10 protein-coding genes are annotated in these 14,183 nt (G+C 63.8%); 6 read left to right on the forward strand and 4 right to left on the reverse strand.

What is annotated here, in order from left to right:
- The first annotated feature begins 15 nt into the window (after positions 1-15).
- The 5 genes from dprA (at position 16) to ACQREB_RS07040 (ending at position 6,194) form a co-directional block, all read left to right on the forward strand.
- Positions 16-1,194, forward strand: a complete 1,179-nt coding sequence (dprA, locus tag ACQREB_RS07020) for a DNA-processing protein DprA (RefSeq protein WP_427766994.1) — start codon at positions 16-18, stop codon at positions 1,192-1,194.
- A 134-nt stretch (positions 1,195-1,328) separates the two neighbouring features.
- Positions 1,329-2,330, forward strand: coding sequence for an N-acetylmuramoyl-L-alanine amidase family protein (locus ACQREB_RS07025; protein WP_427766996.1), 1,002 nt, complete (start codon positions 1,329-1,331; stop codon positions 2,328-2,330).
- Entirely contained in the window at positions 2,327-3,940 is a 1,614-nt protein-coding gene (gene murJ / locus ACQREB_RS07030) for a murein biosynthesis integral membrane protein MurJ (protein WP_427766999.1), read from the forward strand. The genes ACQREB_RS07025 and murJ overlap by 4 nt, the downstream gene beginning before the upstream one ends.
- Entirely contained in the window at positions 3,937-5,076 is a 1,140-nt protein-coding gene (locus ACQREB_RS07035) for a D-alanyl-D-alanine carboxypeptidase family protein (RefSeq protein WP_427767002.1), read from the forward strand. The genes murJ and ACQREB_RS07035 overlap by 4 nt, the downstream gene beginning before the upstream one ends.
- 257 nt (positions 5,077-5,333) lie before the next feature.
- Positions 5,334-6,194, forward strand: a complete 861-nt coding sequence (locus tag ACQREB_RS07040; RefSeq protein ID WP_427767005.1) for a hypothetical protein — start codon at positions 5,334-5,336, stop codon at positions 6,192-6,194.
- 9 nt (positions 6,195-6,203) lie between these two features.
- On the opposite strand, the gene ACQREB_RS07045 is transcribed toward ACQREB_RS07040, so the two are convergent.
- Together ACQREB_RS07045 and ACQREB_RS07050 are read right to left on the reverse strand one after the other, a co-directional pair.
- Positions 6,204-7,046, reverse strand: coding sequence for a metal ABC transporter permease (locus ACQREB_RS07045; RefSeq protein ID WP_427767007.1), 843 nt, complete (start codon positions 7,044-7,046; stop codon positions 6,204-6,206).
- The gene (locus ACQREB_RS07050) at positions 7,021-7,749 is read right to left on the reverse strand and encodes a metal ABC transporter ATP-binding protein (RefSeq protein WP_427767010.1); all 729 of its coding nucleotides are present in this window, start codon (positions 7,747-7,749) and stop codon (positions 7,021-7,023) included. The genes ACQREB_RS07045 and ACQREB_RS07050 overlap by 26 nt, the downstream gene beginning before the upstream one ends.
- Positions 7,750-8,330: 581 nt before the next feature.
- Here ACQREB_RS07050 and ACQREB_RS07055 point away from each other — a divergent pair.
- The gene (locus tag ACQREB_RS07055; protein WP_427767012.1) at positions 8,331-11,537 is read left to right on the forward strand and encodes a beta strand repeat-containing protein; all 3,207 of its coding nucleotides are present in this window, start codon (positions 8,331-8,333) and stop codon (positions 11,535-11,537) included.
- Between the two features lie 1,200 nt (positions 11,538-12,737).
- Here ACQREB_RS07055 and ACQREB_RS07060 read toward each other — a convergent pair.
- Both ACQREB_RS07060 and ACQREB_RS07065 read right to left on the reverse strand, forming a co-directional pair.
- Positions 12,738-13,907: a MalY/PatB family protein gene (locus ACQREB_RS07060; protein ID WP_427767015.1), complete on the reverse strand. Its 1,170-nt coding sequence runs from the start codon at positions 13,905-13,907 to the stop codon at positions 12,738-12,740.
- A gap of 163 nt (positions 13,908-14,070) precedes the next feature.
- Positions 14,071-14,183, reverse strand: a 113-nt coding sequence (locus ACQREB_RS07065) for a PLP-dependent transferase (RefSeq protein WP_427767023.1), incomplete at its 5' end; no start/stop codon positions are given.

The following is a 14,183-nucleotide window of genomic DNA, read 5'->3' on the forward strand; positions in this document are numbered from 1 at the left end:
CCGCTCCGTTCCCGCATGAAAAACTTCGCGACTCTCTCCGAAGCGCAGGCGGCGCTCACGCTCAACGCGATTCCCGGCGTCGGCCCCGCGCTTTGCCGCCGGCTCGCGGACGCGTTCGACGGCGCGCTCGCGCCCGCGCTCGCCGCGTCCGCGGAAACGCTCGAAAAGATTCCCGGCGTCGGCAGGACGCTCGCCGCGAAGATTGCCGCGCACGAGCGCGAATTTTCGCTCGCGAAGGAGGAAAAGAAGATGCACGAGCACGGCTTCGAGTTCGTGCCGTTCTTCGACGCGCGCTTTCCCGTGATGCTGCGGGAAATCCCCGACGCTCCGATCGGCGTGTACGTGTTCGGGAACGTCGCCGCGTTGGGCACGCGCCGCGCGATCGCGATCGTCGGCACGCGCCGGGCGTCGCTCTACGGCTCGTCCATGGCGCGGAAAATCGCGCGGGAGCTCGCGCTTTCGCGCTGGACGGTCGTCAGCGGGCTCGCGCGCGGCATCGACACGGCGGCGCACGTCGGCGCGCTCGACGGGAACGGCGCGACCGTCGCCGTGCTCGGCTGCGGGCTCGACATCGTTTACCCGCCGGAGAATCTGGAGCTTTACCGGAAAATCGCCGAGACCGGCGGCGCCGTGATCAGCGAATTCCGCCTCGGGCGCGTCGCCGACCGCCGCACGTTCCCGCAGCGCAACCGCATCATCGCCGGGCTTTCCGCGGGAATGCTCGTCGTCGAATCCGACGAAAAGGGCGGCTCGATGCTCTCCGCCGGATTCGCGGCGGACTACGGGCGCACCGTCTTCGCGCTGCCCGGGCGCGTCGATCAGGACAATTCCCGCGGCTGCCACAAGCTGATCCGCGAGGGCGCGACGCTCGTCACCGGCGCCGGCGACATCGTCGAGGAAATGGAGAGCGTCGCCTCGCAGCCGAGCCTCGCGCTCGATTTCGGAGACGCGCCCGCGCGCGTTCCCACGCCGACTTCCGCGGAAATGTCCGCCGCGTCCGAAGCGCTCGCCGCGCTCCCGCCGGAAGCCGTCGCGATTCACGCGCTCCTCGCCGCGGGCGACGCGCTTTCGCCGGACGAAATCGCCGAGCGCGCCGACCTTCCCGCCGCCGCCGTGCTTTCTAATCTTCTCCTGTTGGAGCTGGAGCGCCTCGTCGCCCGCAAGGCAGACGGCACCTACGAAAAGACGCTTTAGAGGTTAAAGGTTAGAGGTTAAGGGTTAAAGGTTAGGGGTTAAAAAGGTTAAAGCTCTGGGCCGCGAGAGGAAAATCAGCGGGAAAAAGATTTTGCGGGGAGGCGCGGGAACGCTCATAGTGGCGTTTCCGTTTTATGTCCCGATTCGCCGCCATAGTCATCGCCGCTCTGTTCGCGCTCGCCGCTCCGTTCGCGGGAGCGCAGGCGATCAATCTCGACTCGACGCTGCGCGCCGCCGGCGCGACGGCGAACGCCTCGAGCGTGCCGGATCTGCGCCGTTGGAAGATCCGCGGCTTCACCATCGAGGCGCAGGACCGCAAGCCCTACGTCACGGTGAACGGAACGCGCGTGTACACGGGCTCGGCGATTTCCTGTGCGAACGGCAAGATCTTCATCCAGAAGCGCGACTGGGAAAAGCACGTCGCGCCGATCGTCGCGCCCGCGAAGACGGGCGTTCCCGCGGCGCGGAAAATCGTCATCGACGCCGGGCACGGCGGCTCCGATCCCGGGAAGATCCAGGGGAAGATGCGCGAAAAGGCGTACACGCTCGACGTCGCGAAGCGCCTCCAGCGCATTCTCAAGGCGCGCGGCTTTACGGTGGAGATGACGCGTTCCCGCGACGAGGCGGTGGATCTCGCGGCGCGCGCGGAAAAGGCGAACGCCGCGGGCGCGCATCTCTTCGTCAGCGTGCATTTCAACGCGGCTTCGGCGGCCTCGGCGCGCGGCGTCGAGACGTGGATGCTCACGCCCGTGGGCGAGGCCTCCTTCGCGCAGAAGAACGCGAAGACCGCCGCCGACGCCGGCAACCGCTTCGACGCGTGGAACCTGCTGCTCGCCTACAGGGTGCAGAGCGCGCTTTCCGGAAAGATCGACGCGGAGGACCGCGGCGTCAAGTGCGCCAACTTCGCCGTGCTGCGCACGCTGAAGTGCCCGGGAATTCTCGTCGAATGCGGCTTTTTCACGAACGCCTCCGAGGCGGCGCTGATCGCGACGACGAACCGCCGCGAGCAGATCGCCCAGGGCATAGCCGAAGGCGTCGTCGCCTACGCGGGCGCGCTCGACGCGCTGCGCGCCTCCGACGCGGGAACGCGCAAGCCGCGCGCCGCCAAACGCCGCATTCCGTCGCCCCGCCGATGAGTTCCCGCGAGACATCCTACGCGCACATGCTCGTCACGGCGGCGGGAACGGCGGGCTCGCGCGTGCTCGGGCTCTTCCGCGACCAGCTCACGGCGGGCTTCTTCGGCACGGGCGCGGTCGCCTCGGCGTTCATTCTCGCGTTTCAGATTCCGAATCTTTTCCGGCGGCTCCTCGGCGAAGGCGCGCTGACGAGCGCGCTCATGCCCGCGATGACGCAGGAGCGCGCCCGCGGCGGCGACGCGCGCGCGTTCCGCTTTCTCAATCAGGTGATCACGCGCACGGCGCCGTGGATGTTCGCGCTGACGTTCGCGTTCGCGGCGGCGGCGGTCGGCGTCGCGCTGCTGCCGGAAGAGACGCTCGCGCGGCTCGCGGAATTTTTCGGCGCGGGAACGGACGCGGACCGGCACCGCCTCGCGGCGTGGCTCACGGCGCTGTGCATGCCCTACATGCCGATGATCTGCATCGCCGCGCTCTTCACGGCGGCGCTGAACATGCTCGGCAGGTTCACGGTGACGGCGCTGAGCGCGATCTGGCTGAATCTCTCGATGATCTTCGCGCTCGGCGTGCTCGGCTGGCATTTCGGCGAAACGCCGCAGGAGCGCGTCGTCTGGCTCTGCGCGGGCGCGCTCTTCGGCGGCGCGCTGCAGCTGTGCGTTCCCGCGGCGGCGCTGTACCGCTCCGGCTGGCGGCCGCGCGTCGATTTCGCGACGACGGAATCGTGGGACGAACTCAAGGCGCTCTTCCTGCCCGCCCTCGTCGGCGCGGGCGTGCACCAGCTCAACATTTTCGCGACGCGCGCGCTCGCGTTCTTTCTCGAGGACCGCGCGCTGGCGGTCTATTACTTCGCGAACCGCGTCGTGGAAATTCCCGTCGGCATCTTCACGGTGACGATCACGACCGTCGTGTTCCCGCTGCTCGCGCGGCACGCGGCGGAGAAGCGGACGCGCGAGCTCGGCGCGACGTTCTCCTACGGGATGCGGCTGATTCTCGCGATCAACGTTCCCGCGACGTTCGGCATCATCGTGCTCGCGCAGCCGCTCGTGCGCGGCTTCTTCCAGCACGGCAACTTTTCCGCGGGCGACACGGCGCTGACCGTTCCCGTGCTGTGCGTCTTCGCGCTCGCCGTCCCGTTCTACGCGGTGAGCGGCATCGTCGGGCGCGCGTTCGCGGCGCTGAAGGACACGCGGACGCAGATGCGCGTGGGCGTCGCGACGTTCGCGCTGAATCTCGTGCTCGCGCCCGTGCTGGGCTGGCACTTCAAGGCGTGCGGGCTCGCGGCGGCGAATCTCGCGGCGGCGGCTTTTCAGTGCGCGGCGCTGCTCTTCGTGCTGCGGCGGCGGGAACGCGTGTTCTTCGCCGATCCCGTCGCGGAGCCGCTCGCGAAGGTCGTGCTGGCGTCGCTCGTGATGGCGGTCGCGACGGCGGCGGCGTGGGAGGGCGCGACGCGGCTCTGCGCGGGCTTCGCGTGGGGGCTGCTCGGCGCGTTCTTCATCGTCGTTCCCGCGGCGGTCGCGCTTTATTTTCTTTGCCTCAAGCTGCTGCGCTTCCCGGAATGCGACGAGCTGCTGGACATTTTTCTCAGGAAACTCTTAAAACGCAAAAAATCATGAAGCCTTCCCGCATGCTGATTTTCGGCGGCGCCGTCGCGCTCGTCGTCTGGCTTTCGGCGTTTCTGCTGCTCCGCGAGGGCGGCGATCCGGGCTCGCCCGCCGCCGCGCTCCCGCCCGAAAGCGCCGTCCCGCCCGCCGCGCCGCCGTCCGCGCCCGAAGACGCGCCGGAGCAGGGCGTTCCCGCGGAGCCGCCGCGGAGCGAGCCCGCCGAACCGACCGCGGGAACGCCCGTGCCCGTCCGCGTCGCGCGCATTCCGCGCCCGCCGCGCAAGGCGCTCAAGTCCTTCCGCGACGCCGGCGAAATCTGCGTGGACGCCGAGACCGGGCGCATGCTCGCGGGAACGAACGTCCGCCGCCGCTGCCCGCCCGCGAGCGTCACGAAGCTCATGACGCTCTTCCTCACGCTCGAGGCGCTCGACGCCGGGAAAATTGCGCTGAACGACGTCGTTCCCGCGAGCCGCCGCGCCTATTCGATGGGCGGCACGCAGCTCAATCTCGACACGGGCGAGCCCTGCCGGATCGAAGAGCTCATCTACGGGCTGATGCTCCAGTCCGCGAACGACGCCGCCGTCGTGCTCGCCGAAACCGTGAGCGGGAGCGTCGAGGATTTCGTCGCGGCGATGAACGCCAAGGCGCGCGAGCTCGGGCTGGACGACACGCGCTTCGCCACGCCGCACGGCCTGCCGCCGAGCCGGCGGGAACGCGCCGCCGGAGCCTCGCCCGACCTCACGACCGCCGAAGATCTCGCGAAGCTTTCCGTCGCGCTCCTCAAGCGCTTTCCGAACGCGCTGCGCTACGCCTCGACGATCACGCATCCCTATCCCGCGAACGAAAAACGCAAGGCGGTGATGTGGCTGAAGAATCACAACCGCCTGCTCGAAACCTTCGAGGGCTGCGACGGGCTCAAGACCGGCTGGACGAACGACGGCGCCTCCATCGTCACGACCGCCTCGCGCGGGAACCGCCGCGTGATCGCCGTCGTGCTCGGCGGGCTCGTGAAGAACGCCAAGGGCGAGATCGACGCGAAGACCTCGCAGCGGGAACGCAATCAGCGCGCCGCCGAGCTGATGTACCGCGGCCTGCTCGCGCTCGACGCGATGCAGTACGCGCCGACGCCGTTCCGAGAAAGAAAGTGACAGGAGCAGCGAACAATGAAAGCAGTGAACAGCGAACAATGAATAATGAATAACGCCTTGCGTTCGGCTTCGCCGAAAGGATTTTTCAATACTGTATTCATCACTGCGTTATTCATTATTCATTATTAATTATTAATTATCCGTTATTCATTGTTCGCTGTTCACTGCTCCTGTCGCTTTCCTCGGCGCAGTCGAACGCAATGAACCTCCATAACCTTCATAACCTCATAACCTCATAACCTCATAACCTTTTCCCTATGTTTTCCTTTCTCCGAAAAATCCTCCTCGCCGCGTTCGCGCTCGTCGCGTTCGCGGCTCCGCTCGCCGCGCAGTCCCGCGACTTCGGGCTGAAGCAGCTCGACGCCGTCGAGGCCGCCGCCGTGCTCGACGCCTTCCGCGCCTACCGCTTGCCGGCGGACTACTGCCTGCGCATCGAAATCGTCCACAAGCCGCGCAAAAGCGAGGACGAGACGCGCTACGCGGGAACGCTCTGGGGCACGAGCGACGCCGAAGGCGCTCTGCTGCGGCTGGACGTCGGCGCCGCGGGAATGCCCGAGAGCGAGCGGAAGCGCTTTCTCATCCGAAGCGGAAAGACGCCGGGTCTGTGGACGCTCGGCGCCGCGGGAACGCCGGAAAAAATCGACGCCGCGGGAACGCGCCCCTTCTTCAGCGATCTCGTCTTCACGCCCTTCGACCTGCAGACGCCGTTTCTCTTCTGGGAAAAATACGAATACGACGGCACGCGCCGCCACCGCGCGCGCCCGGTGCACTTCTTCAAAATGTTCCCGCCGGAGGATTTCCGCGAGAAGATCGACGCGGAAATCGGCTCCGTGCGCATCGGCTTCGACCGCGTGTACAACGCGCTCGTCGTCGCCGAATCGCGTTCCCGCGACGGCGAAAAGCTCAAGACCTTCACGCTCGGCAGCATCCGCAGGACGCAGGGGCTCTACATGTTCAAGGAACTCGAGCTGCGCGACGAAAAGACGCGCGACCGCGACACGCTCGTCGTGCGTGCGGCGGCGCTGCGCCTGCGCTTCGCGCCCGAGCTGTTCACGCCGGAATTCCTCGCGAAGCCGATGCCGAAAATTCCCGAATCCCTCTTCGAAAGCGCCGACTGAGGCGCGCCTTCAGCGGCGGAAGAGCCACGCCGCAAAGAACGTCGCCGATTCCGCGACGACGATCGCCGCGCCCGCGGGAACGCCTTCGAACCAGTACGACGCGTAGAGTCCCGCGAAGCCCGAAAGCACCGAAAAGACCGCCGCGAGCGTCGCCGTCTTTCCGACGGATTTCGAAAGCAGATTCGCCGCCGCCGCGGGAATGACGAGCAGCGCCGTCGTCAGCAGCGCGCCCACGACGCGCACCGACGAGACCGCCGCGAGCGCGACCAGCACGAGAAAAAGCGTCTGCATCAGGCGCGGGCGCGCTCCCGCCAGCCGCGCGTATTCCGGGTCGAAGCTCGCGAGCTTCAGCGGCGCGCGGAAGACGGCGAAGAACGCCGCGACGGCGAGCGTCGTTCCCGCGGCGAAGAGCAGGTCCGTCCTCGTCACGCCGAGCACGCTCCCGAAGAGCAGGCTCGAAAAATCGCGGAACGACTGCGTGCGCGTCATCAGCAGAATGCCCAGCGCGAACATGAACGCGAGCACGACGCCGATCGCCGCGTCTTCGGACATGCGCCGCCGCGTCGAAAGCAGCCCGACGCCGAGCGCCGTCGCCAGCGCCGCCGCCAGCGCGCCCCAATAGAGCGAAACGCCCAGCAGCGCCGCCGCCGTCACCCCCGGCAGAATCGTGTGCGAGAGCGCCGAGGCGATGAACACGCTGCGCCGCAGCACCACGTAGGTGCCCAGCATCGCGCTGCCGACGCCGATGAGCGCGACGCTCGCGAACGCGTTGCGCATGAAGTCGAATTCGAAAGGCTCCAGAAACCAGTTGAGCAGCGTCTCCACGTCAGTCGAGCTCCACGAAACGTTCATGCCCGCGGCAGGCGCGCACAGTGCGCAGCTGCCCGTCGCGGATCTCCAGAATGCGGTCGAAATGCCCGAGCGCGTCGGCAAGGTCGTGCGTCGCCATCACGAGCGTCAGCCGCCGCCCCTCCGCGCCGAAGAGCGTCTCGTCCATGACGTCGCGGGAACGCGCGTCCAGCCCGACGTAGGGCTCGTCGAGCAGCAGCAGGCGCGCCTCCTGGCAGAGCGCGCGCGCGAGCAGGGCGCGCTGCTGCTCGCCGCCGGAAAGCTCGCCCGCGTTGCGCGAGGCGCGGTCGGCGAGGCGCAGCTTTTCGAGCGCGGCGTCGGCGTGCTCCAGGTCTTCGCGCGAGACGCGCGCGGGAAAGCGCTTGCGCACGCAGCGCCCGAACGCGACCAGCTCGCGCACCGAAATCGGGAACGTCCAGTCGATGCGGCTGCGCTGCGCGAGAAAGCACACGTCGGGCTCGCCCGCGCGCGCGCGCCGCCCGAAGACCGACGCCGTTCCCGCGAGCGGCTCCAGCAGCCCCGCGAAAGTCCGCAGCAGCGTGGACTTGCCCGCGCCGTTCGCGCCGACGAGCGCCGCGCGGCATTTCTCCGGAATCGCGAGCGAGACGTCAGTCAGCACCGCGGCGCGCGTTCCCGCCGGCGCGACGGCGAGCCCCCGCGCCTCGAGCGCGGGAAAGACGGGAACGAATCCGGAAAAATGCGTCATGCGGACAATTAAAAACGGAAAACGAAAAACGGAAAGCGGAAAAACGCGTCCCCGCCCCACCCCTCGGTTATGCAGACCGTGGCAAGCCCGAATTTTTGACCACGGAAAACACGGAAAAACACGGAAATTTAGCGGAGAGGCGACATTCCTGTCGCTTCCTCGAAATCCTCCAGCAGAAATTTTTCCCGCAAAGACGCCAAGACGCAAAGATTTTTGGAGAAATGACGCGGTTTTCACGGGAACGCCGGTCGAAATTCGTGAAAATTCGCGTCAATTCGCGCTTAAAAACTTTCCTTAACTTCCTTTGACTTCGCGGTCGAAAATCTTCGCGTTCTTTGCGTTAAAATCAGACTTGTATTTTATAGTTTTACAGTTTCCTTTATTCATGCGGCTTGCAGGGCGTTCCCCCTCGGTCTGCATACCCGTACATAATCACCCCAAAATTTCCCCGAAAACCATGTTTCGTCTCGAATACGTCACGGCGCTCCTCCGCAGGATTTCACGCAAATCCCGCGAAACCGCGCCGTCCGCGTTCCCGCCGAACTCTCCCTTTCAAAATAACAACTAAAACTGCACAACACATGAAATCCTCAAAATTATTCCTCACCTCTCTCCTCGCCGCCGCCGCGATGAGCCTTCCCGCGTATGCAGAAGAAGTCGCGCTTACGAACGGGCAAAAGACGACCCTGGCCGTCGGTTCCGGAGTCGCCGGCGCCGGAAACACCTACACGTACACGGCTCCCGAAGAGGGAACGACGGACAACGGCGGGTGGCTTTGGCTGGGTGATCTTGGAGGCACCGGAAATGTGGCGTTGGGTTCCGTGGAGTCCAATATGGCGTTGTCTGGAAGCGGGCTACTTGTCCTTGGTTATCAAGGCGGCAACGGCAGTGCCCCCACGTATACTTTTGATTTCGCCAACACGGACGCGTCCGCATTTTCCGGCAAGTTCGCGGTCGTCAACGAGTGGAACAACAGCACCGTCGCAAAATTGTCCGGAACGAGGTGGAGCAACGTCGAGTACGTTTTCGCCGGCGTGTCGCGGGAACAGAACTGGGTGACGAAGCGCATGTACAACGACATTTCGCGCGGATACGATACCTTGGCGCTCCAAGGCGCGACGACTCTCGCCGGCATCACGGGCACGAGCAAGGGGTATGTTCCGACGGGAGAAGGCGTCGCCGCCGGAATCGGCAACATCAACCTGCGGGAAGCCGTCACGGTTGCGACTTCCGGCACAGTTCTCAAGCTCGCGGGAGCGGGAACGTATGAATTTTACGGGAAGGTCGGAACGGCAAGCGAGAAAGTCGGTATCGCGAAAACAGGCACCGGCACGCAAGTTCTTGGAGGAACGCTTTATTTGGATGAGGTTACGGTTTCGGGGGGAACGCTCGATTTTTCCGGCGCGACCCTGTCGCTTTCTTCAGGGATCACGAACAATGCGACGGTAATCGTCGGTTCGGACACGGTTTTCGTGCTTTCGGATTCGTTGAAGGTCGGCGAAACGGGCAACACGTACTCGCTGATTTCCGGCAATACTGACAACATCACCGGATGGAATACGCTGCGTCTCAACAATTTCCGCAGAGCAGACGGCAAGTATCTTTCCGCGCGCAGCACAATCGATCTCTCCAGTGCGGGAAGCGTCACAATTACGGGCGAGGCCTACAATCTTTTCTGGAAAAGCGGAGTGACGGCGTGGAATTCTGATACCGTCTTTGACAAAGACAGCGCCGGCAGCGGAAAGACTTCTACGTTTGCACCCTACGACAACGTGACGTTTTCTACGGGCGATGTCACGGTCTCCGTCGGTTCAGCAGTCACCGCGGGAACGGTGACCATTACGGCGGGAACGGTTTCGTTCTCGGGCGGCGCGATTACTGCGCAGGACGGCGTTTTCGTCGCGGGAACGAGCGCCGAAAGCATCGCGACGTTGAAGCTGGATTCGGCAGGGAACTTTGCGGCGGGAACGGTCATCACTGTCGGAGAACACGGCGTGTTCGATATTAACGCAAAGGCGGAAACAACAGGCTTTTCCCTCGTGCTCGACGGCGGTCGCCTGACGAATACAGGAACCGGTCTTTCCGACGGAGCGAAAAATCTCTCACAAGGGCTGACGCTGACGGCAGATTCTTATATCGGCGGCAGTAATAATAACATCTACTTCATCGGCGACGGCGGAAACGCAGACGTCAACATCAATCTTGGCGGCTACACGCTTACCAAGGACGGCACGGGAACGCTCGCTATGTGCACGGGCGTGATCACGAACGGCACGCTCAAAGTGACGAACGGAACACTGAAGTCTTCGACGACGCCCATTTCCGGCAGAACGATTAAGCTCGGCGAAGGCGGCAGAATCGAAGTCGTCGAGAACGGCGTGATGAACGCGACGATTGCGTCTATGGGCGCGGGTTCGAAGCTCATCCTCGGCGGCTCGACCGCGAGCACGGTGGCGCTGAACAGCTTCGCGCTCGGCACGGGAGCGGTCATCGACGTTTCGGGCGCCAACGCTGTCACGGGAACGCTTACGTCCGTTGGAGCGAACGCTCGGCTGACGCTCGCGGGAACGGGCGCGTCTGCGGTGACGCTGAACGGCGCGATTGGCGCGAATGCGGTCGTCAACGTCTCTTCGGGTACGCTTTCGGGCACGATTACCTCCATGGCGGCGGGTTCGTCGCTGACGCTCGCGGGAACGCCGGGCGCAAATCCGGTGGCGATTACGGACGCGGTCGGCGGAAGCGCCGACAAGGCGACGATCAACATTTCCAACGGGAACCGCGTGAACTACAACAACACGGCTTCTGGGGGATTGTGGGCCGACATTTCCATCTCGGGTGCCGGGTCTACGTTCACGCAGGCTGCGGGACAAGATATGCTCAAAGTTAGACAGGGGCTTTCCATTTCGGTTTCCGACGGCGGTACGCTTGCATTGGGCGCGGCGCGCTGGGAAATCTGTTCCACGACGATCAACTTGGACGGTGGCAACATTACGGGAACTTATAACGTAACGGGAAACAATAAGTACGGGAATCTTGATTTCGGTTTAGGCGGTGGTACCGGCACCGAACCCTATAAATCGGAGACGGTTTATGTGACGCAGACGCATGGGCAAGACTCGACAATCAGCGCCTCGATTCGTCTGCGCAGCGGGAAAACCGTCACGTTTGACGTTGCGGAGAATGCGACGCTCAACATCACGGGGCAGCTCTCCGCGCGCGGCACATTCGTCAAGGACGGCACGGGAACGGTGACGTTCGACATGCCGAGCACGGCGGTCTCGTTCGCCGAAGCTTTCACGGGCTCGGTCAACATCGAAGCCGGCAAGGTCGTCGTGAAGAATTCCGCGGTGTTCGGGAAAACGACGGCGGCGGCGCCGTCGCGTGTGATTTCCGTCGCGGAGAACGCGGCGCTGCAGATCAACCTCGCGGGCGGCGCGCTCGACGTCGGCACGACGGGCGTGACGTTCGCCGCGGGCTCGAAGTTCCTGATCGACCTGACGGGCGTCTCGGTCGAGGAAAATACGGCGCTGACGATTATCGCGTCGAGCGCGATTTCGTTCAATTCGATTGAGACCGGCTCTCTGACCTCGGAAATCATTGAATCGTATTTCGACGCGGGCAACTCGGTCCTCGGTGATTACTCGACATGGCTGCGCGAATGGTCTTACGACACGACCAATGGTCTGCAGCTGACGATGACGATTCCGGAGCCGAGCACGTTCGGTCTGTTGGCGGGTCTCGGGGCGCTCGCGCTCGCGGGAACGCGCCGTCGCCGGAGGAAAGCTTAAAGGCTAAGGCTTAAAGTTTAAAGAGGCGGGAACGCCGCTTCTCTAAACTCTAAGCTTTAAGCTCTCATCTTTTTTATTGTGTGTTAGTTAGTGTGTGGGCGCCCTCGCGGAGAGATCCGCGTGGGCGCCGTTTTTTGTGAGTTTTTGGGCGCGGGCGAAAAGAAACAGGGATTTCGGGGATTTTAAGGGATTGGATTCGGTCCCGGGAAGCGCTTCGCCGAAAAAGGGAAACTAAGCCCCGACGGGGCGAAATTGCTTAGCGTAGGGTTTTAACCCTACGTGAACGGACAAAAAAGAAGCGCGCTGTAAGTGCGCGATTGTGGGCGCGCGGACGCGAAAAATTTCCCGCAGACCTCGCGGATTTCCGCAGATTTTTTTGAATCCACGAATTGCTCGAATTTCACGAATCAGGAGGGTAAGCGTCTCGCTTGCCCTCGGCGGGAACGCGAAAACGAACAGGGATTTCGGGGATTTTAAGGGATTTGATTCAGTCCTGCGGGGTGCCTCGCCGCGCGGACGCGAGAAATCGCCTGCCTCACGACCGAAGGCGGGAATGCCTTCGCCCCCAAGCGTCCGCGTGAAATGCGGAACAAAAATAACCCCATGCGGCGCCGCCGCTTGGGGCGGCGTCCGCTTAAAGCCACGCGCTTGAAAAGCGCAACTGCCCCGCGGGAACGGCGTGCCGGGAAAACGTCGAGCGGTTGCGCCTTTCAGGCGCGTCGCAGGTGCGGGGCTTCCCCCAAGCGCGCGCTTCGCGTCGCGCATGAGGTTACGCTTGTTTCGCCCCGCCGGGGCGCGGAAAAAGCTTAAAGCTTAAGGGTTAAAGCTTAAAGGGAAGTTTGTGCGGACGGATTTCGAGGAAGCGGCAGGTAAGCGACGCGTGAAGGCATGCTGCCTCTAAAAAAACATCCGCGCGCATCCGCGTCCATCCGTGGTTTCAAAAAAATCTGCGGGAATCTGCGAGATCCGCGGGAGAAAGTTTGTGCGGACGGATTTCGAAAAGCGGCAAGTAAGCGAAGCGTGGAGCCATGCCGCTTCCCCCCTAAAAACTTTCCTTAACTTCCTTTGACTTTGCGGTTTTCAGAAAAGCTTAAAGAGGAGTTTTTGCGGGGAAGGATTCCGAGGGCAAGCGGGACGTTCGCCCTCCTTTTCGTTCTCGTTTGGGGGCGCGCGGGTTTTCGCCGGCGCGATTGCGCGCCGTCAGGCGAAGGCGGCGGCGAGGCGTTCGAGGGCGCGGCGGAGCGTCGCGCGCGGGCACGCGACGTTCACGCGCTGGAAGCCGTTCCCGCCCGCGCCGAAGATGAAGCCGTCGTCGAGCCACAGTTTCGCCTCGCCGACGACCTTCGCGCGCAGCGCTTCGTCCGAAAGCCCGAACGCCCGGAAATCCAGCCAGACGAGGTAGGTGCCTTCGGGATCGACGAAGCGGATCTTCGGCGCGCGTTCCCGCAGAAAATCGCGCGTGAAATCGATGTTCCCGCGCAGATACGCGAGCAGCGCGTCGAGCCACGGCGCGCCGTGCTCGTAGGCGGCGCGGCAGGCGACGAGCCCCGGAAGATTCGGGCCGAACCAGCCCTGGCGTTCGAGCTCGCGCAGGAAGGCGGCGCGGCGCGCGTCGTCGGCGAGATAGACGTTCGAAATCTGCAGCCCGGCGACGTTGAAGGTCTTGGACGGAGCGGTGCAGACGGCGCAGTTCTTCTCGAATTCCGGCTTCACGGACGCGAACACGGTGTGGCGCGCGGGCGCGTACACGAAGTCCGCGTGGATTTCGTCGGAAACGACGAAGACGCCGTGCGCGAGGCAGATTTCGCCGAGTCGCTCGAGCTCCGCGCGCGTCCACACGCGCCCGACGGGATTGTGCGGGCTGCAGAGCAGAAAAAGCTTCGCGTCGTTTTCGACGATCTTCCGCTCGAAGTCCTCGAAATCGACGGCGTAGCGCCCGTCCGTCTCGCGGAGCTCGCTGACGACGAGCCTGCGGCCGTTCGCGCGCACCGCGCTTTCGAACGGATAATAGACGGGCTGGCAGACGACGACCGCGTCGCCCTCGCGCGTGAACGCGCGGATGAGCGTCGAGAACGCGTGCACGACGCCGCTGGTCTGCACGAAGCGGCGCGGATCGCATTTCCAGGCGTGGCGTTTTTCGAACCACGCGCCGAGCGCGTCGAAGTAATCCTGCAGCGGGCCGGCGTAGCCGAACACGCCGTGGGCGACGCGGGCGGCGAGCGCGTCGGTCACCTCCCGCGGCGCGCGGAAATCCATGTCGGCGATCCAAAGCGGGAGCAGGTCGTCGGGCATGCCGCGTTCCCGCGCGAAGTCGTATTTGAGGCTGTTCGTGCCTCGGCGTTCGATGATTTCGTCAAAGTCGTAAAACATGGCGGAAAAAATTTCGGGCGATGCTACATCAAAAGCCCCGTCCGGTCGAGAGCAAGGAATAGTGAACAGTGGATAGTGAATAATGAACAGTGAATAATGAATAATTGATAATGAATAATTGATAATGAACTTTCGATATCCGTTATTCACTATTCATTATTCGTTATTCATTACCGAACGCCTGTTCGAGGTCGGCGATCAGGTCCTTCACGTTCTCGATGCCGACGGAAATGGGCAGGAAGCGTTCGCTGATCCCGCGCGCCTCGCCTTCCTCCC

The sequence above is a fragment of the Candidatus Spyradosoma sp. SGI.093 genome, from assembly GCF_050314555.1.
Lineage (GTDB): Bacteria > Verrucomicrobiota > Verrucomicrobiia > Opitutales > UBA953 > Spyradosoma.